The organism is Planococcus sp. PAMC 21323 (assembly GCF_000785555.1).
GTDB lineage: Bacteria > Bacillota > Bacilli > Bacillales_A > Planococcaceae > Planococcus.
Map to the genome: position 1 here is coordinate 1 of NZ_CP009129.1, position 18,140 is coordinate 18,140.

Genomic DNA, 18,140 nt, shown 5'->3' on the forward strand with positions numbered 1-18,140 from the left:
GTGTTTTCACATAAACTCAAAGTAAGTTTAAAAAATTAAAAGATAGAATATCGAACCCTTTATGTGTTTAAGCTTGAAGGATTTTTTATTGAATTAATAATTTTGATACTTACTATTTGATATGTATAAAAAGCTTGTTGTATAATTAAGTCAAATATAGTCAAAGTCAACTTTTTCAAATTATGTATCGAAGAGGTGAAAGTGATGCGGAACATTTCGGATGTAATTGAAGGTTATTTGAGGCAAGTTATCGAATTAAGCGAGAGAGACCATATTGAAATTAAACGCAGCGAAGTGGCTGAAAAATTTCAATGTGTTCCATCTCAAATAAATTATGTCATCAATACTCGATTTACTGTTGAACGCGGATACTTGGTAGAGAGTAAACGAGGTGGCGGTGGGTACATTCGCATTAAAAGAATACGACTGCATCATAAGTCAGATGTTATAGCAGGAATTATTGAGCGATTGGAACAAGGTGCCACGCAAGTAATGGCAGAAGACATCGTGTTTAGATTACTTGATGAGGAAATCATTTCTAAACGAGAAGCAAAACTGATACTTAGTGCCATTGATCGTGGGACTTTGCTTCTGCCTCTTCCGACACGTGATGAAGTTCGAGCGCGTATTCTTATAGCAATGCTCTTTACAATTAAATATCAAACGAACACATAAAGAGGTGAAAAGATGATTTGTGATCAATGCGGAGAACGTTCTGCATCAGTTATTGTTAAACAACATCAAAAAGGACAGATAGTTGAATTAAATTTATGCCATATCTGTGCTGCTGAAAACCATAGTATTAACATTGCTTTTGAACAGGATCCATTAGCTATTCACCAGCTATTATCAAATTGGTTCCCTAATTCGCAAGCATCCATTAACCCGATTAAAAAAGAAGTCGCAACTTGTCCTACTTGTGGTTTTACATTCTCTAAATTTTTACGATTAGGCAAGTTTGGGTGTGCTTCTTGTTATGATGCATTTTCACCCCAACTGAATGAAGTCTTCAAACGATTTCATAATGGGAATACCGAACACACTGGGAAAATTCCCGCTTCTTATGGAACAACTTTAAAAATAAAAAAAGAAATTGAAGAACTTCGAAAGCAAATGCAAATATCGATTCAAGGTGAACATTTTGAAGAGGCTGCTAGATTAAGAGATAAAGTAAAAATTTTAAATGCAAAGCTTGAGGGGGGTATGCCAAATGGCAGTTGAACGTTTTCTTCAACCCCGTGCAAGCAGTTGGATGGCTAACGATGGCAAAAATGTCGATATTGCTATGAGTACTAGAATCAGATTGGCGAGAAATTTGAATAATTTTAAATTCCCATATGCTTTTACAGAAGATGAAGCACTTAAAGTGGATAAAGAAATCTCTTCTGTATTATTAGATAAAGGAAATGAATTAGATTATACTTTTAGCCATATCAGTATTGAAGAGCTAACTCAGTTACAAAAAGAGATATTGGTAGAAAAACATTTAATTAGTCCATATCTAATTAATAGTCAACATTCGGGCTCTGTATTGTTATCTAATAACGAAGAGCTAAGTATTATGGTAAATGAAGAAGATCATTTGCGAATTCAAAGTCTCCAGTCAGGGTTTCAACTTCAACAAGCTTATAAAATAGCAAATGAATTGGATTCTCTGTTAGAAAAGAATTTATCGTACGCTTTTCATGAAAAGCATGGTTATTTAACTAGTTGCCCGACAAACGTAGGTACCGGAATGCGGGCATCCGTTATGCTTCATTTACCTGCATTGACTATGTCTCATCAAATTCAACGAATCATCCCTGCAATTTCTAGACTTGGGATGGTAGTCCGAGGTATTTATGGTGAGGGTAGTGAAGCTTTAGGAAATGTTTATCAAATATCTAATCAATTAACTCTTGGTAAATCAGAATATGAGATACTTCAAGATTTGGAAAATATGACAGAACAAATTATTCAACAAGAACGCAAAGCGCGTGAGGCGATTTCGTTAAATTCGCCAGTAGTATTAGAAGACAGGATATATCGCTCACTTGGTATCCTTACCCATTCGAGACTGCTGACGACAGAAGAAGCTGCAACTTGTCTGTCAGATGTTCGTTTGGGTATAGATTTAAAGTTGATTCAAGATGTTGATATGTCAATTTTGAATGAGTTAATGATTTTTATGCAGCCGGCATTTCTGCAGCAATATGCAGACAAGCCACTGCAACCGAAAGAACGTGATTTTGCTCGGGCCAAGTTGTTCCGAGAGAGGTTAAATAAAAACGGTATAAATAGTGAAGGAGAGGATCTTGCATGATGTTTAATCGATTTACACAACGCGCACAAAAAGTTCTTCAGTTAGCTCAAGAAGAGGCCATTCGTATGAAACATGAATCAATCGGTACAGAGCATATTCTTCTCGGTTTGATTCGTGAAGGTGGCGGGATTGCTGCTAAAGCTCTTGAGGCAATTGAAGTAAATACACAGTTGATCGAAGAAGGTGTTAAAGAATTGGTTGGAGTCGGCGAAAAAGAAGTCGGTCCGATTGTTCATTACACACCAAGAGCCAAAAAAGTTATTGAATTGTCAGTTGATGAGTCCCGTAAATTGGGGCACTCTTATATAGGTACAGAGCATTTACTATTAGCGCTTATTCGTGAAGGAGAAGGCGTTGCGGCTCGCGTGTTAGGAAATGCGGGTGTGAGCTTGAATAAAGCTCGTCAACAAGTGTTGCAGCTTCTAGGCAGCAATGAGCAGACGTCAACAGGCACGAGCCCGAATGCTTCAGCAAACACACCGACGTTAGATGGATTAGCTCGTGACCTGACACAAGTTGCTCGCGAAGGCGGATTAGATCCTGTAATCGGTAGAAGTGATGAAATTACACGTGTGATTGAAGTGTTGAGCCGTAGAACGAAAAACAACCCAGTCTTAATTGGTGAGCCAGGTGTTGGTAAAACGGCGATTGCTGAAGGATTGGCTCAACAAATTGTTAATAATGAAATTCCAGAAACTTTGCGTGACAAACGCGTTATGGTTTTGGATATGGGGACAGTAGTTGCAGGAACAAAATACCGCGGGGAATTTGAAGATCGTTTGAAAAAAGTGATGGATGAAATTCGTCAAGCAGGTAACGTGATTCTGTTTATTGATGAGCTTCATACATTAATCGGTGCTGGCGGAGCAGAAGGTGCGATTGATGCATCTAATATTTTGAAGCCATCATTGTCACGCGGAGAACTTCAATGTATTGGTGCGACAACTCTAGACGAGTACCGCAAGTACATTGAAAAAGATGCAGCACTTGAGCGTCGTTTCCAACCGATTCAAGTAGATGAGCCTTCAGTTGAAGAGTCTATTCAAATTATCCGTGGCTTACGCGATCGTTATGAAGCGCATCACCGTGTGAAAATTACAGATGAAGCAATTGAAGCAGCAGCTAAAATGTCAGATCGTTATATTTCGGATCGCTTCTTACCGGATAAAGCGATTGACTTGATCGATGAGGCTGGATCGAAAGTAAGACTTCGTTCTTACACGACTCCACCAGATCTAAAAGAGTTGGAATCTCGATTAGAAGCAGCACGTTCTGAGAAGAACGAAGCAGTTCAAAGCCAGGAGTTTGAAAAAGCGGCTTCGCTTCGTGATGCTGAACAAAAACTACAAAGTCAATTAGATAAAACGAAAAAAGAGTGGAAAGAAAAGCAAGGCAAAGAAGAGTCTGAGGTAACAGTAGAAGATATCGCGAAAGTTGTGTCTATGTGGACCGGTATTCCGGTTTCGAAACTGGCACAAACAGAATCAGACAAGCTATTGAATTTGGAAGCGATTCTTCATAACCGAGTCATTGGTCAAAATGAAGCCGTTACGTCAATTTCGAAAGCTATCCGACGTGCGCGTGCAGGATTGAAAGATCCGAAACGTCCAATTGGCTCGTTCATTTTCCTTGGACCAACAGGTGTTGGTAAAACAGAATTAGCACGTGCACTAGCTGAGTCTATGTTTGGTGATGAAGAAGCAATGATTCGCATCGACATGTCTGAATACATGGAAAGACATTCGACTTCACGTTTGGTTGGATCACCTCCAGGCTATGTTGGCTATGAAGAAGGCGGACAGTTAACGGAAAAAGTACGCAGAAAACCGTATTCCGTAGTACTTCTTGATGAAATTGAAAAAGCTCACCCAGATGTCTTCAATATTCTATTGCAAGTTCTTGAAGATGGTCGTTTGACGGATTCAAAAGGTCGCAGAGTCGATTTCCGTAATACGGTCATTATCATGACTTCAAACGTTGGAGCAGAAGAGCTGAAATACAATAAATACGTTGGCTTTAATTTGGATGACGCCAAAACGGATTACAAAGACATGAAAGGGAAAATGCTTGCTGAATTGAAAAAAGCATTCCGCCCAGAGTTCTTAAACCGTGTCGATGACATGATTGTCTTCCATTCTCTTGAAAAAGAAAACTTAAGAGAAATTGTGAACTTGATGACCAAACAATTGGTTGATCGTTTGAAAGAACAGGATATCGATTTGGAGTTAACAGATGCAGCGCTTGAAAAAGTAGCGAACGAAGGATATGACCCAGAATACGGGGCGCGTCCACTACGTCGTTCCCTTCAAAAACACGTCGAAGATCGTTTGTCAGAAGAGCTATTAAAAGGTACGGCTCTGTCAGGTCAAAAAATTATCTTTGATGTTGAAGGCGATGAATTTATCGTTCGAACAAATAAGCCGGAAAAAGTAAAAGAAATCGCAATCGAAAAACAATAAGAACATGCCGCTCTCCGGAGTTATTTTCCGGTGAGCGGTTTTTCTATTTAAGGAGGTACACATGGCTAAGAAAAAAACCAAATTTATTTGTCAGTCGTGTGGCTATGAATCGGCCAGATGGATGGGGAAATGTCCAGGTTGCGCATCATGGAATACCATGACAGAAGAGGTTGAAGTTCAAGCTCCTAAAGGGACGCGTGGTGCTTTTCAACATAGTGCAGCTGTTCCACAAAAAGCGACGCCGATTAATGCCATTGAAACACAAGACGAACCACGAGTAGAAACGGAACTAAGTGAATTAAACCGTGTACTTGGCGGGGGAATTGTGCCAGGGTCACTCGTGCTTATTGGGGGAGACCCAGGTATCGGGAAATCGACATTGCTGTTACAAGTTTCAGCGATGCTTGCAAATAGTGGAAACCGGGTATTATATATTTCCGGAGAAGAATCAATTCGCCAAACAAAATTGCGTGCAGAGCGTTTAGACGCATCGTCATCAGAGTTATTTATTTATGCTGAAACGAACTTAGAGTTAATTCACCATACGATAGAAGAGGTAGCACCTGACTTTGTCATTGTCGACTCTATACAAACTGTTCATCACCCGGAAGTAACTTCAGCACCAGGTAGTGTGACGCAAGTAAGAGAAAGTACGGCAGAATTAATGCGAATCGCCAAGACAAAAAATATTGCGATTTTCTTAGTTGGGCACGTAACAAAAGAAGGACAAATTGCAGGGCCTCGAATTTTAGAGCATATGGTAGATACGGTATTGTATTTTGAGGGCGAACGTCATCACACATACCGCATTTTACGCAGTGTGAAAAACCGGTTTGGTTCTACCAATGAAATCGCCATTTTTGAGATGCTTCAAGGTGGATTAAAAGAAGTGTTAAATCCATCAGAATTATTTTTACAAGAGCGATCGAGTGGCTCGGCAGGCTCAACTGTTGTTGCTTCAATGGAAGGAACAAGGCCAATTTTGGTTGAAATTCAAGCCTTAGTCACACCTTCAAGTTTTAATTATCCAAAACGGATGGCGACAGGAATCGATGTTAACCGCGTTACGCTGTTAATGGCGGTTCTAGAAAAGCGCGTAGGTATGCTTTTACAAGCGCAAGATGCTTATATCAAAGTAGCGGGTGGTGTGAAGCTTGACGAACCTGCAATTGATTTGGCAGTGTTAGCAAGCATTGTTTCAAGTTTCCGTGACAAAGCGCCAAATGTTTATGATTGTATTATTGGAGAAGTCGGATTGACTGGTGAAGTCAGACGCGTATCGCGTATCGAGCAGCGTGTTCAAGAAGCAGCGAAGTTAGGCTTTAAGCGTGCCATTATTCCGGCATCTAATTTAGGCGGCTGGGATTATCCGGAAGGAATTCGTGTAGTTGGTGTAGAAAGTGTTAACGATGCATTAAAAGAGATCTTTCCACAGTAAGGAGGCAATGTTGCCTCCTTTTATTTCTAGAAAAGTTTCTTTGGAGCGTTCTTGTTTTAAAATGTGTATAATTAAAAAAAGGAGGTGGAGCTCGTGTTAAGACCTATTATTCAAATAATGTTTTTACTTATTGGTGCGACGATTGGAATTTTATTATTACCATCAGCATTTGAACTTATTCCCCTTCTCGACAATCCGTGGATCAGTAATCCTTATGTAGCAGCTATTGTTGGTGCTCTTGTCTTTTTCTTATTGTCTTTATTATTTGTCGATTCATTGATTAACTTTATGAAATGGATGGAAGAGAAGTTATTGCGTGCCCCAACCCCAGACCTATTATTTGGAACGGTCGGGATGGTTATTGGTCTTGTAGTGGCGTTCTTAATTGGATTTGCATTGAGTACAGTTGATATTCCACTCGTAGCAACCGTAGCGCCATTAGTACTTTCTGTAGTGCTCGGTTATTTAGGATTTCAAGTTGGTTTTCAAAAGCGCGAAGAGATGTTGACGATGTTGACGCCTGCCAGATTTGTACCTACGAAAAAACAGGAAATAGAAGAACCGATTGAAAAAACGTCTTATAAATTGCTCGATACGAGTGTGATTATCGATGGTCGAATTGCGGATATTTCTGCAACTGGCTTTATGGAAGGTACATTTGTTGTGCCTCAATTTGTTTTGTCTGAACTGCAACATATTGCGGATTCGTCAGATACATTGAAAAGAACACGTGGTAGACGCGGGTTAGATATTTTGAAACGTCTTCAAAGTGAACGTGTTGATGCGATTATGATTACGGAAGAAAGTTTTGATGAAGTGAGCGAAGTCGATTTGAAATTGATGCGCGCTGCGAAAAAAATGGGCGGCAAAGTAGTAACCAATGATTTTAATCTCAATAAAGTATGTGAACTTCACAATGTTCCTGTATTGAACATTAATGATTTAGCTAATGCTGTAAAACCTGTCGTTATTCCAGGAGAAGATATGCACGTCGTGGTCATTAAAGACGGCAAAGAGCAAAATCAAGGTGTTGCTTATTTAGATGATGGAACGATGATTGTTATTGAAGGTGGCAAAGGATTTATCGGCCAGGCCATCAACGTTACAGTAACGAGTGTGTTGCAGACTTCTGCAGGCAGAATGATCTTCGCGAAACCGCGTGAAAGTAAATAACGTGCAACATATGATAAGGATGTTTTTTTATGAATTATACAGTCGTCTTACCTGCTGCTGGCAGTGGGAAACGAATGAAAGCTGATAAAAATAAATTATTACTCGAACTTTTTAATAAGCCTATTTTTCTTTATACATTAGAAGTTTTTCAACAAGATCCAAATTGTAATGCAATTTGGTTGGCGGTAAAAGAGCAAGAACAAGAGTTGATTGAAGGATATGTGAAACGCTATAACATCACAAAAGTTCAAGGGTACGCTACAGGGGGAGCAGAGCGGCAAGATAGTGTAAGAGCCTGTCTTGAAGCGATTCCACCTTGTGGCGTTGTTTTAGTTCATGATGCGGCGCGGCCTTTTATTGACCAAGCCGTCATAGCTGATTTAGTAGATACAGCGCAAACAACAGGAGCGGCAATAGCGGCTGTTCCGGTGAAAGATACGATTAAAAAAGCAGAAAACGGCATCATTTCAGAAACAGTAGACCGCAATCAATTGTGGATGATTCAAACGCCGCAAGCCTTTCGTTATGCGTTAATTTTAGAAGCAGCACAAAAAGCCCATCAAGACGGGTTTATGGGGACAGATGAAGCAATGCTTGTTGAGCGCTTAAATTACCCTGTCGCAATTGTAGAGAGTACATATGAAAATATTAAAATGACGACACCGGATGATTTGATTTATGGAAAAGCCATTCTGGAAAGTCGCTTACAGGAGGAACAGAAATGATTCGAATTGGACAAGGATACGATGTACATCAACTAGCAGAAGGACGTCCATTTATTTTAGGTGGCGTTGAAATTGAACACGACCGGGGACTTCTTGGTCATTCAGATGCAGACGTACTGTTGCATACCATCACAGATGCGGCACTGGGCGCAATTTGTGGAGGCGATATCGGTAAGCATTTTCCAGACACAGACCCGGAATTTAAAAATGCTGATTCGCGCAAGTTATTAACGCATATTTGGCAATACGTAAAAGAACAAGGTTACGAGCTCGGTAATGTGGATTGTACAGTGATTGCGCAAAAGCCAAAATTGGCTCCTTATATTGAACAAATGCGTGAATCGATTGCGAACTTGCTTGAAGCAGATATTTCACAAGTCAATGTTAAAGCCACAACTTCAGAACATCTTGGATTTGTTGGACGTGAAGAAGGAATTGCTGCACTTGCAGTAATCTTATTGACGAAGCATCCAGTTTCTCTTGATGTTCCAGAGTGATAGAATAGTAGAAGGATAAACGATATTTTAGGAGGAAATAAAATGACACAAGAAGTTCGCGTACGTTACGCACCAAGCCCGACAGGCCATTTGCATATCGGGGGCGCTCGTACAGCTTTATTTAACTATTTATTTGCGCGTCACAATAACGGGAAGTTCATCGTTCGAATTGAAGATACAGATACAGCTCGTAATATTGAGACAGGCGTTATGTCTCAACTGGATAACTTGAAATGGTTAGGCATTGAACACGATGAATCGATTGATGTTGGAGGGGAATACGGACCTTACCGTCAAATGGAGCGTTTGGATACGTATAAAAAACATTCAGACGAAATGCTTGAAAAAGGATTGGCATTTAAATGTTTCTGTACTCCTGAAGAATTAGAAGTAGAACGCGATGCACAAAAAGCAGCGGGCATTGCAGCTCCTCAATACAGCGGAACTTGCCGCAACTTAACGACTGAAGAAGTCGCTGAACGAGAAGCATCAGGTAAGACGTATAGTATTCGTGCAAAAGTTCCTACGAACGTAACTTATGAATTTAACGATTTAGTACGTGGCCCGATTTCATTTGAATCAAAAGATATTGGCGACTGGGTAATGGTTAAAACGACGGGTATTCCGACATATAATTTTGCCGTTGTTATCGATGATTATTTGATGAAGATTTCTCATGTTTTCCGCGGAGAAGAGCATTTGTCAAACACGCCAAGACAAATGATGATCTACGATGCATTTGGTTGGGATTACCCGAGCTATGGTCACATGACATTGATCATTAACGAAGACCGCAAGAAATTATCGAAACGTGACGAGTCAATTTTACAGTTTATTTCACAGTATAAAGAATTGGGTTATATTCCTGAAGCTTTGTTCAACTTCTTTGCGCTTCTTGGCTGGTCTCCAGAAGGAGAAGATGAGATCTTCTCGAAAGAAGAATTTATTCGCATTTTTGATGTAGAGCGTTTGTCTAAATCGCCATCGATGTTCGATAAGCAAAAGTTAATGTGGATGAACAACCAATACATTAAACAATTGCCGCTCGAAGAAGTTGTGAAGTTATCACTTCCTCATTTGCAAAAGGCAGGAAAATTGCCTGAAGAGATGACACCAGAACAAACAGAGTGGGCAAACAAACTTGTTGCTTTGTACCACGATCAAATGAGCTACGGTGCTGAAATTACCGAGCTATCAGAACAGTTTTTCACTGACGACTTAACATACGGCGAAGCTGAAAAAGAAGTGTTAGCTGGAGAACAAGTACCAGAAGTGATGGCTTCATTTAAAGAGCAATTAGCTGAATTAGAAAACTTTGAGCCGGCTGAAATTAAAGCAGCAATCAAAGCTGTTCAAAAAGCAACCGGTCATAAAGGTAAAAACTTATTCATGCCAATTCGTGTTGTCATTACTGGGCAAATGCACGGACCGGAACTGCCAGATGCGATTTCGTTATTAGGAAAAGACAAAGCGATTGCTCGCGTTGCACAGTATGCAAGTGCGTAACGTTGACTTATTGGGCTGACGGTGTAAAATGAATTTACTATCATTAAAACGTTGACGAGAAGAAGTACGTGCAGCAAGCTCTCTAGAGAAGATCCTCACCGGCTGAAAGGGATCTGTGCCACTGCTGCATCGAAATGCCTCTCCGAGTGCTGAGTCGAAAACAAGTAGACCAGACGTTTTGCCTGCGTTAGAGGCTTTCGAGAGAAAAGGGCGTGTTGTCCTTTTAATCAGAGTGGAACCGCGCAACTATGCGTCTCTGTCATTTACATGACAGGGGCGCTTTTTATTTTGGAACAGAAAGGAAGCGAGAAAAATGTTTAAATTACTAAAAGATGATGTTGATGTCATTTTCGAACAAGACCCAGCAGCGCGTAATTATTGGGAAGTTATCCTTACGTATTCCGGACTTCATGCCATTTGGTCGCACCGGCTGGCACATTTTTTCTTTAAAAATAAATTATTCTTTATTGCCCGCGCGATCTCGCAGATTAGTCGATTTTTCACAGGAATCGAAATTCATCCAGGTGCCGTAATTGGTCGTCGCTTTTTTATTGACCACGGCATGGGAGTTGTAATTGGGGAAACATGTGAAATCGGCGATAACGTTACGTTGTATCAAGGAGTAACATTAGGCGGCACAGGAAAAGAGCGTGGCAAACGTCACCCAACATTAGAAGATAATGTATTGGTTGCGACTGGAGCTAAAGTTTTAGGGTCTATCGTAATTGGTGCCAATTCCAAAGTTGGAGCGGGTTCAGTTGTTTTGAAAAATGTACCCGTAAACTCTACAGTAGTTGGAATTCCAGGAAAAGTGGTTATGCAAAACGGAGTCAAAGTAAAGCAAGACTTGAATCACCAAAATATGCCAGATCCTGTCATGGATAAATGCGATGGCATGGAAGCGAAAATTGCTAAGTTGCAACAAGAAATAGAACAGTTAAAAACATCAACAAAGAAAGAAGGGCGAGATTTATGAGTATCCAGATTTTTAATTCGTTGTCACGAAAAAAAGAAGCGTTTATCCCGTTAGAAGAAGGCAAAGTAAAAATGTATGTCTGCGGCCCGACTGTTTACAATTACATTCATATCGGTAACGCCCGTCCGGTTATCGTATATGATACGGTGCGCCGTCATTTGCAATACCGGGGTTATGATGTGAAATATGTCTCCAACTTTACAGATGTTGATGATAAATTGATTAAAGCAGCTAATGAACTTGGTCAAGAAGTTCCTGAAATTGCAGAGCGATTTATCGCTGCTTATTTTGAAAATACAAAAGCGCTTGGTTGTGCAGAAGCGGATGTTCATCCATTAGTAACCGATCATATGGCGCAAATTATCGAATTTATCGTAGCGTTGATCGAAAAAGGCTATGCTTATGAATCGCAAGGCGATGTTTATTACAGAACGCGTAAATTTGAAGGCTATGGCAAATTGTCTCATCAATCCGTCGACGAATTAAAAGTGGGGGCGCGAGTGGAAACGGGCGACAAAAAAGAAGATGAACTAGATTTCGTTTTATGGAAAGCTGCAAAACCAAAAGAAATTTCATGGGAAAGTCCATGGGGCAAGGGACGTCCAGGCTGGCACATTGAATGCTCAGTGATGGCACGTGAGCACTTAGGTGATACGATTGATATTCACGCAGGTGGACAAGACTTAACATTCCCGCATCACGAGAATGAAATTGCTCAATCCGAAGCGTTTACAGGAAAACCGTTTGCGCATTATTGGATGCATAATGGGTATATCAATATTGATAACGAAAAAATGTCCAAGTCATTAAATAACTTTGTGTTGGTGAATGACATATTGAAAGAACTAGATCCACAAGTACTGCGCTTCTTCATGCTGTCTGTTCATTATCGTCACCCAATTAATTACTCGCAGCAATTGGTAGAAGATGCAATAGCTGGACTCGAGCGTTTACGTACAGCTTATGCAAACTTAAAGCACCGTTTGAGTGCGTCTGCTGACTTGGGTGATCATTCGGATATTTGGGTTCATAAAATTGAAGAGATTAAGACTGCATTTATTCAAACAATGGATGACGATTTTAATACGGCCAATGCGATTTCAAGCTTGTTTGATTTGTCTCGTCTGTCGAATACGTATTTACTCGAAAAACAAACAGCGACATCAGTTTTAGAAACATTTATTGCAGTATTTGATGAATTAGCAGGTATTTTAGGATTGCCATTTAACCAACAAGAAGAATTACTGGATGAAGAAGTTGAAGCTTTGATGGCAGAGCGTATTGAAGCACGTAAAAACCGTGACTTTGCTCGTGCTGATGAAATTCGTGATTTATTCAAAGAGAAAAACATAATTTTAGAAGATACAGCGCAAGGGACACGCTGGAAGCGAGGGCAATAAATTGAATGTATTACGAAAAAATGATGTAGATCAATTAAATGCACTGGCTCTTGCTTATATGGGCGATGCGGTTTACGAACAAGCAGTACGTGAGCACTTATTGCGTTCAGGGCGTTCAAAACCAAATATTTTGCATCGTCAATCTACTACTTTTGTTTCGGCTAAAGCACAAGCAGTGGTGTTGAAGCGATTTACAGAAGAAGAATTTTTAACAGATGCGGAACTTGCGGTCATGAGGCGTGGACGCAATGCCAAGTCTGGATCTGTTCCAAAAAATACCGATGTGCAAACGTATAATTTCAGTACTGCGTTCGAAGCGGTTCTAGGTTGGTTGTATTTAAAAGAAGAGCAAGCGCGTGTAGACGAATTCATTTCTTATGCGATTGAGATTATCGAAGAGCTAGGGGGCGTATTGAAATGACAGAAGAAGAGTTGGCACCAGAAATTATTGGCGGAAAAAATCCAGTGCTTGAAGCATTAAGAGCAGACCGGGATATCAATAAAATCTGGATAGCTGAAGGCGTTCAGAAAAAAGGCATCACCGAATTATTGCAATTAGCGAAAGATAAAGGCGTCATTGTTCAATCAGTACCGAAGAAAAAAATCGATGGCTTAACAGACACCAATCACCAAGGCATTGCAGCAGCAGTGGCTGCTTATAACTACGCAAACTTGGAAGATTTGTTTGCAGCGGCGACGGCGAAAAATGAAGACCCATTTTTCTTGATCTTAGATGAATTAGAAGATCCGCATAATTTGGGATCTATCATGAGAACAGCGGATGCAATTGGCGTCCATGGGTTGATTATTCCAAAGCGCCGTGCAGTTGGTCTAACGGGTGTTGTGGCGAAAGCTTCGACGGGCGCGATTGAGCATGTGCCGGTCGTGCGTATTAATAACTTGTCACAAACTGTGGATGAGCTAAAAAAACGCGGGGTATGGATTGCCGGTACTGATGCAAAAGAATCGGTTGATTACCGAAGAATGGACGCATCATTGCCACTCGCCGTTATTATTGGCAGCGAAGGTAAAGGAATGAGTCGGATTTTACGTGAGAAATGTGATTTCTTGTATCAATTGCCGATGGTTGGGCATGTAACGTCGTTAAATGCTTCTGTAGCAGCAAGTTTATTAATGTACGAAGTTTATAGAAAGCGCAATCCATTAGGTTGATGCGATGAATATTCTGCTAGTTGATGGATACAATATCATTGGAGACTGGGTAGAACTACAAGAACTAAAAAAAGATAAATTAGCAAATGCCAGAGATCGCCTGATTGAGCGGATGGCTGAATACCGGAGCTATAAGGGATGGCGCGTCATTATTATTTTTGACGCTCATCTTGTTCCGGGTATTGAAGCCAAAAACCTACAGTACGATGTGGAAGTCATTTACACAAAAGAAAGCGAAACAGCAGATGAACGAATTGAAAAGCTGGCAACTAGTTTACATACGCGCCGCGATCAAATTTATGTAGCGACCTCAGATTTAACTGAGCAATGGGTTATTTTTGGTAAAGGTGCGTTAAGAATTTCAGCACGTGAGTTAGAAATTGAGATGGCTGAAATCCAGGAGAACATCACTAAAAAAGTAAAAGAAATCCAAGAACAGCGCGGGATTTCTAAAATACCACTGTCTGGAGAAATAGCGGAAATTTTCGAAAAATGGCGAAGAGGCTTGAAATGAACGGTTGACGCTCATTTTTTTCTTCATGTATACTGAGGATATCGAGGCTCACGCAATCGGAGGGATCACCCGTGGAAAATTATGATCAAGTTCAGACCCAACGATTCACCGACATGACAGATGAGGAACTTGTCAGTTTAGTCCACAGTGGAAACACAGAAGCACTGGATTTTTTGATAACAAAGTTCCGTCCTTTTGTACGAATGAAAGCCCGGTCGTATTTCCTGATTGGTGCTGATAAAGAAGATATTATTCAAGAAGGCATGATTGGTTTATACAAGGCGATACGGGATTTTAAGAGCGATAAATTATCTTCATTCCGTGCGTTCGCAGAATTATGCATTATCCGGCAAATCATTACCGCCATTAAAACGGCAACACGCCAAAAGCATATTCCACTGAATTCATATATTTCCTTGGACAAGCCGATTTACGATGAAGAGTCTGATCGAACGTTAATGGATGTATTAACCGGAAACGGCGTAGACGACCCGGAAGATTTAATTATTCATAATGAAGAGTTTCAGTATATGGAAGAGAAAATGGGCGAAGTACTCAGCGAGTTAGAACGAGAAGTGCTCGCGCTTTATCTTGACGGTCAATCCTATCAAGAAATCTCAGAAAAGCTTGAGCGTCATGTGAAATCGATTGATAATGCCTTGCAGCGAGTCAAGCGGAAACTAGAACGTCATTTGCAGGTTAATGAGATGCCAAGCTCTTGATGGGGCGGTTGACAGGGCTGTTTTAAGGTGATAACCTTGAAAAAGCTGTAAACTTGAATAAGGTGATAAAATGGCTAAAAAAATTGCATTAAGCTGCTCAACATGTGCATCTCGTAATTATACGGTTCCTGCGAAAGCAGAATCTAGCACACGTTTGGAACTCAAAAAATTCTGTGCTCATTGTAATGAGCATACCGTGCATAAACAAACGATATGAATTTTAACTGAATGCCGGACGATATAGAGTGATTTTGAAATTCGGAGGTTTTTAAAATAATGGGTAACATTGGCAGTTTCTTCAAAAATGTCGTTTCGGAAATGCGGAAAGTTAGCTGGCCAAAACGAAAAGAACTTACACGTTATACAATCGTTGTTCTTGCTACTTGTATTTTTATGGCTCTATTTTTCACGGTAGTCGATGCAGGTATTTCTAAATTATTCCGTTGGTTCGTAGCGCTATAAGATCGATAAGAATAATGCATAAAAAATAGCCCGTCATTCTATGAGAACGGGTTTTTTCATTTGGTAAAAAAGGAGGGATGGACGTTTAGTCCGCACGATTATGGAGAAAAATTGGTATGTAGTCCACACCTACTCAGGATATGAAAACAAAGTTAAAGCGAACTTAGAAAAGCGAGTAGAAACAATGGGTATGGAAGATCTGATCTTCCGTGTCATCATTCCTGAAGAGCAAGAAACAGATTTTAAAGACGGCAAGAAACGCACAGTTATGCGCAAAACTTTCCCGGGATATGTTTTGGTTGAGTTGATCATGACAGATGAGTCTTGGTATGTCGTTCGAAATACACCAGGTGTTACTGGATTTATCGGTTCATCAGGTGGAGGAGCAAAGCCAACACCATTGTTAGATGAAGAAGTTGAATTCATCTTGAAACAAATGGGAATGACAGAACGCAAAGTAGATATCGACTTTGCAGTTGCTGATACAGTTGAAGTAATGGAAGGGCCGTTCGCTAACTTCCAAGGGAAAGTGGAAGAAATTGATGATACAAAAGGCAAAGTTAAAGTGTCGATTGACATCTTCGGACGCGAAACCAAAATGGAACTGGATTTCGAGCAAGTTCAAAAAGTATAAAAGCCACTTGCTATTCTAAATTATTAATGGTATTATTTCATAGGTCAGACTGTCATAGGACACTCTGTACAATTTAGCTAATTCTATCAACATCGTTGACAGACAGATATTGAGTGGGAGGGGAAACCCTATTACCACATCACGGACTTAAGGAGGTGTGTTTCGTGGCTAAAAAAGTTGTTAAAGTTGTAAAATTGCAGATCCCTGCAGCAAAAGCTAACCCAGCGCCACCAGTTGGACCAGCATTGGGCCAAGCAGGTGTGAACATCATGGGCTTTTGTAAAGAGTTTAACGCGCGTACGGCAGATCAAGCAGGACTGATCATTCCAGTTGAGATTTCAGTATTTGAAGATCGTTCATTTACATTCATTACGAAAACTCCACCCGCAGCTGTTCTATTAAAAGTAGCAGCCGGTATTGAATCAGGTTCAGGCGAACCGAACCGCAATAAAGTAGCGACTGTGAAACGCGACAAAGTTCGCGAAATCGCAGAAACTAAAATGCCCGACCTAAACGCTGCTTCTGTAGAAGCTGCAATGTTGATGGTTGAAGGTACTGCTCGCAGTATGGGCATCACAATCGAAGATTAATTCGAGTAGTTGTTTTTGGATGGGTTGCGCAGTTCATCATGAGCCGCGCAGCCTTTAATCGTGGGAGGTTTAAACCGTTAGACCACAACAAGGAGGACGTTTAAAATGGCTAAAACAGGCAAAAAATTGCAAGACGCAGCAAAATTGGTTGATCGTTCTAAACTATACGAAGCGAAAGAAGCTATCGAACTTGCTAAAAAAGCAAGCACTGTAAACTTTGACGCTACAGTAGAAGTGGCTTTCCGTTTAGGAATTGACACGCGTAAGAACGACCAGCAAATCCGTGGGGCAGTAGTACTTCCAAACGGAACTGGTAAAACTCAAAGCGTTTTAGTTTTCGCTAAAGGCGAAAAACTAAAAGAAGCTGAGGCAGCTGGCGCAGATTTCGTAGGCGACGCTGAATATATCCAAAAAATCCAACAAGGATGGTTTGACTTCGACGTGATCGTTGCAACTCCTGACATGATGGGTGAAGTTGGTAAACTTGGACGCGTTTTAGGACCAAAAGGCTTAATGCCAAACCCTAAAACAGGCACAGTTACATTTGATGTAACTAAAGCTGTTCAAGAAATCAAAGCTGGTAAAGTGGAATACCGTGCAGACAAAACAGGTATCATCCATGCGCCAATCGGGAAAGTTTCTTTTGATGACAGCAAACTTGCTGAAAACTTAGAAGCAATCTATGACGTAGTATTAAAAGCGAAGCCATCTTCTGCTAAAGGTACTTACATCAAATCACTAAACGTTACTACTACAATGGGACCTGCTGTTAAAGTAGATCCATCTAAAGTAGTTGCTAAATAAAATATTGACATCGCATTTTTGCTCTGCTATACTAGCGGAGTTGTGAAATACCCATTTGTACCGCAGACAGTAGGGGCGCTAGTCGCTTAATTTAGCCCTGCCGAGGACATGATGAATTCAGTAAACATCTTTTTGATGCTGATTTTATGCCTCTGTGTCTGTAATGGACCAGAGGCTTTTCTTATGGACGGTATAAATGAAAAATCTATAGGAGGTGCCAAAATGAGCAAAGCAGTTGAAACGAAAAAAGTTGTCGTGCAAACAATCGCTGATAAATTCGGGGCTGCAGCGTCAGTTGTAGTTGTTGATTATCGTGGATTGAACGTTGCACAATTAACAGAACTTCGTAAACAGCTTCGTGAAGCAGGCGTTGAGTTTAAAGTTTACAAAAACTCAATGACTCGTCGTGCGACTGAAATGCACGGACTTGAAGCAATCAACGAACACTTTACAGGACCAAACGCAATTGCATTTTCTAACGAAGATGTAGTAGCACCAGCACGTATCATCAACAACTTCGCTAAAGCAAATGAAGCGCTTGAAATTAAAGCGGGCGTTATCGAAGGTGTAGTTGCATCAGCTGAAGACATGAAAGCATTGGCAGAACTTCCGTCACGCGAAGGCTTGCTATCTATGCTACTCAGCGTACTACAAGCTCCAATCCGCAACTTTGCAGCTACAACAAAAGCAGTTGCAGATCAAAAAGAAGAACAAGGCGCTTAATAAGTTAGCCGGCTAAGCACGACAAAAAAATTACCTATCAAT

At 40.6% G+C, this 18,140-nt stretch carries 21 protein-coding genes and 2 other annotated features; all 21 genes read left to right on the forward strand.

Annotation, left to right across the window (positions count from 1 at the left end; all coding sequences use genetic code 11):
- The first annotated feature begins 204 nt into the window (after positions 1–204).
- Positions 205–675: a CtsR family transcriptional regulator gene (locus tag PLANO_RS00005; RefSeq protein WP_038701831.1), complete on the forward strand. Its 471-nt coding sequence runs from the start codon at positions 205–207 to the stop codon at positions 673–675.
- Positions 676–687: 12 nt separating this feature from the next.
- Positions 688–1,221 (forward strand): UvrB/UvrC motif-containing protein, encoded by a 534-nt coding sequence (locus PLANO_RS00010; RefSeq protein WP_038701833.1) that lies wholly within the window; start codon positions 688–690, stop codon positions 1,219–1,221.
- Positions 1,211–2,302 (forward strand): protein-arginine kinase McsB, encoded by a 1,092-nt coding sequence (locus PLANO_RS00015; protein WP_038701835.1) that lies wholly within the window; start codon positions 1,211–1,213, stop codon positions 2,300–2,302. Before PLANO_RS00010 ends, PLANO_RS00015 begins: the two co-directional genes overlap by 11 nt.
- Positions 2,299–4,761, forward strand: a complete 2,463-nt coding sequence (gene clpC / locus PLANO_RS00020) for an ATP-dependent protease ATP-binding subunit ClpC (protein ID WP_038701838.1) — start codon at positions 2,299–2,301, stop codon at positions 4,759–4,761. Before PLANO_RS00015 ends, clpC begins: the two co-directional genes overlap by 4 nt.
- Before the next feature lie 61 nt (positions 4,762–4,822).
- Positions 4,823–6,199, forward strand: coding sequence for a DNA repair protein RadA (gene radA, locus PLANO_RS00025; RefSeq protein WP_038701841.1), 1,377 nt, complete (start codon positions 4,823–4,825; stop codon positions 6,197–6,199).
- 93 nt (positions 6,200–6,292) lie between these two features.
- A complete protein-coding gene (locus PLANO_RS00030; protein WP_038701843.1) occupies positions 6,293–7,372 on the forward strand; it encodes a PIN/TRAM domain-containing protein in 1,080 nt (359 codons plus the stop codon).
- Positions 7,373–7,401: 29 nt separating this feature from the next.
- On the forward strand, positions 7,402–8,097 hold the full coding sequence (ispD, locus tag PLANO_RS00035; protein WP_038701845.1) for a 2-C-methyl-D-erythritol 4-phosphate cytidylyltransferase: 696 nt from the start codon (positions 7,402–7,404) through the stop codon (positions 8,095–8,097).
- On the forward strand, positions 8,094–8,594 hold the full coding sequence (gene ispF, locus PLANO_RS00040; RefSeq protein ID WP_038701847.1) for a 2-C-methyl-D-erythritol 2,4-cyclodiphosphate synthase: 501 nt from the start codon (positions 8,094–8,096) through the stop codon (positions 8,592–8,594). The genes ispD and ispF overlap by 4 nt, the downstream gene beginning before the upstream one ends.
- A 42-nt stretch (positions 8,595–8,636) precedes the next feature.
- Entirely contained in the window at positions 8,637–10,100 is a 1,464-nt protein-coding gene (gene gltX / locus PLANO_RS00045; RefSeq protein ID WP_038701849.1) for a glutamate--tRNA ligase, read from the forward strand.
- Between the two features lie 42 nt (positions 10,101–10,142).
- Positions 10,143–10,361, forward strand: a binding site (T-box leader).
- 52 nt (positions 10,362–10,413) lie between these two features.
- The gene (gene epsC / locus PLANO_RS00050; protein WP_038701855.1) at positions 10,414–11,076 is read left to right on the forward strand and encodes a serine O-acetyltransferase EpsC; all 663 of its coding nucleotides are present in this window, start codon (positions 10,414–10,416) and stop codon (positions 11,074–11,076) included.
- On the forward strand, positions 11,073–12,476 hold the full coding sequence (gene cysS / locus PLANO_RS00055) for a cysteine--tRNA ligase (RefSeq protein ID WP_038701857.1): 1,404 nt from the start codon (positions 11,073–11,075) through the stop codon (positions 12,474–12,476). The genes epsC and cysS overlap by 4 nt, the downstream gene beginning before the upstream one ends.
- 1 nt (position 12,477) lies before the next feature.
- Positions 12,478–12,897 carry a Mini-ribonuclease 3 gene (locus PLANO_RS00060; RefSeq protein WP_038701859.1) on the forward strand — a complete coding sequence of 140 codons (420 nt, stop codon included), beginning with the start codon at positions 12,478–12,480 and terminating at the stop codon, positions 12,895–12,897.
- Positions 12,894–13,649, forward strand: a complete 756-nt coding sequence (gene rlmB, locus PLANO_RS00065; protein WP_038701861.1) for a 23S rRNA (guanosine(2251)-2'-O)-methyltransferase RlmB — start codon at positions 12,894–12,896, stop codon at positions 13,647–13,649. The genes PLANO_RS00060 and rlmB overlap by 4 nt, the downstream gene beginning before the upstream one ends.
- A gap of 4 nt (positions 13,650–13,653) precedes the next feature.
- Positions 13,654–14,163, forward strand: coding sequence for an NYN domain-containing protein (locus PLANO_RS00070; protein WP_038701863.1), 510 nt, complete (start codon positions 13,654–13,656; stop codon positions 14,161–14,163).
- A gap of 71 nt (positions 14,164–14,234) precedes the next feature.
- Positions 14,235–14,885: an RNA polymerase sporulation sigma factor SigH gene (sigH, locus tag PLANO_RS00075; protein ID WP_038701865.1), complete on the forward strand. Its 651-nt coding sequence runs from the start codon at positions 14,235–14,237 to the stop codon at positions 14,883–14,885.
- A 70-nt stretch (positions 14,886–14,955) separates the two neighbouring features.
- Positions 14,956–15,102 (forward strand): 50S ribosomal protein L33, encoded by a 147-nt coding sequence (gene rpmG, locus PLANO_RS15745; protein ID WP_081976604.1) that lies wholly within the window; start codon positions 14,956–14,958, stop codon positions 15,100–15,102.
- Between the two features lie 59 nt (positions 15,103–15,161).
- Positions 15,162–15,347: a preprotein translocase subunit SecE gene (secE, locus tag PLANO_RS00080; RefSeq protein ID WP_038701867.1), complete on the forward strand. Its 186-nt coding sequence runs from the start codon at positions 15,162–15,164 to the stop codon at positions 15,345–15,347.
- A 100-nt stretch (positions 15,348–15,447) separates the two neighbouring features.
- Positions 15,448–15,981 (forward strand): transcription termination/antitermination protein NusG, encoded by a 534-nt coding sequence (gene nusG / locus PLANO_RS00085; protein WP_008432469.1) that lies wholly within the window; start codon positions 15,448–15,450, stop codon positions 15,979–15,981.
- A 164-nt stretch (positions 15,982–16,145) separates the two neighbouring features.
- Positions 16,146–16,571 (forward strand): 50S ribosomal protein L11, encoded by a 426-nt coding sequence (gene rplK / locus PLANO_RS00090; RefSeq protein WP_006828906.1) that lies wholly within the window; start codon positions 16,146–16,148, stop codon positions 16,569–16,571.
- Between the two features lie 105 nt (positions 16,572–16,676).
- Positions 16,677–17,375: a 50S ribosomal protein L1 gene (gene rplA / locus PLANO_RS00095; protein ID WP_038701872.1), complete on the forward strand. Its 699-nt coding sequence runs from the start codon at positions 16,677–16,679 to the stop codon at positions 17,373–17,375.
- Between the two features lie 42 nt (positions 17,376–17,417).
- Positions 17,418–17,566: a sequence feature (ribosomal protein L10 leader region), on the forward strand.
- A 31-nt stretch (positions 17,567–17,597) separates the two neighbouring features.
- On the forward strand, positions 17,598–18,098 hold the full coding sequence (gene rplJ / locus PLANO_RS00100; RefSeq protein WP_038701874.1) for a 50S ribosomal protein L10: 501 nt from the start codon (positions 17,598–17,600) through the stop codon (positions 18,096–18,098).
- Positions 18,099–18,140: the final 42 nt, after the last annotated feature.

Coding starts and splice junctions, on each gene's coding strand:
- cysS (WP_038701857.1), top strand. CDS start 11,073: ATGAGTATCCAGATTTTTAATTCGTTGTCACGAAAAAAAGAAGCGTTT.
- rplA (WP_038701872.1), top strand. CDS start 16,677: ATGGCTAAAACAGGCAAAAAATTGCAAGACGCAGCAAAATTGGTTGAT.
- clpC (WP_038701838.1), top strand. CDS start 2,299: ATGATGTTTAATCGATTTACACAACGCGCACAAAAAGTTCTTCAGTTA.
- epsC (WP_038701855.1), top strand. CDS start 10,414: ATGTTTAAATTACTAAAAGATGATGTTGATGTCATTTTCGAACAAGAC.
- gltX (WP_038701849.1), top strand. CDS start 8,637: ATGACACAAGAAGTTCGCGTACGTTACGCACCAAGCCCGACAGGCCAT.
- ispD (WP_038701845.1), top strand. CDS start 7,402: ATGAATTATACAGTCGTCTTACCTGCTGCTGGCAGTGGGAAACGAATG.
- PLANO_RS00070 (WP_038701863.1), top strand. CDS start 13,654: ATGAATATTCTGCTAGTTGATGGATACAATATCATTGGAGACTGGGTA.
- ispF (WP_038701847.1), top strand. CDS start 8,094: ATGATTCGAATTGGACAAGGATACGATGTACATCAACTAGCAGAAGGA.
- radA (WP_038701841.1), top strand. CDS start 4,823: ATGGCTAAGAAAAAAACCAAATTTATTTGTCAGTCGTGTGGCTATGAA.
- PLANO_RS00015 (WP_038701835.1), top strand. CDS start 1,211: ATGGCAGTTGAACGTTTTCTTCAACCCCGTGCAAGCAGTTGGATGGCT.
- rpmG (WP_081976604.1), top strand. CDS start 14,956: ATGGCTAAAAAAATTGCATTAAGCTGCTCAACATGTGCATCTCGTAAT.
- nusG (WP_008432469.1), top strand. CDS start 15,448: ATGGAGAAAAATTGGTATGTAGTCCACACCTACTCAGGATATGAAAAC.
- PLANO_RS00010 (WP_038701833.1), top strand. CDS start 688: ATGATTTGTGATCAATGCGGAGAACGTTCTGCATCAGTTATTGTTAAA.
- PLANO_RS00005 (WP_038701831.1), top strand. CDS start 205: ATGCGGAACATTTCGGATGTAATTGAAGGTTATTTGAGGCAAGTTATC.
- rlmB (WP_038701861.1), top strand. CDS start 12,894: ATGACAGAAGAAGAGTTGGCACCAGAAATTATTGGCGGAAAAAATCCA.
- secE (WP_038701867.1), top strand. CDS start 15,162: ATGGGTAACATTGGCAGTTTCTTCAAAAATGTCGTTTCGGAAATGCGG.
- rplJ (WP_038701874.1), top strand. CDS start 17,598: ATGAGCAAAGCAGTTGAAACGAAAAAAGTTGTCGTGCAAACAATCGCT.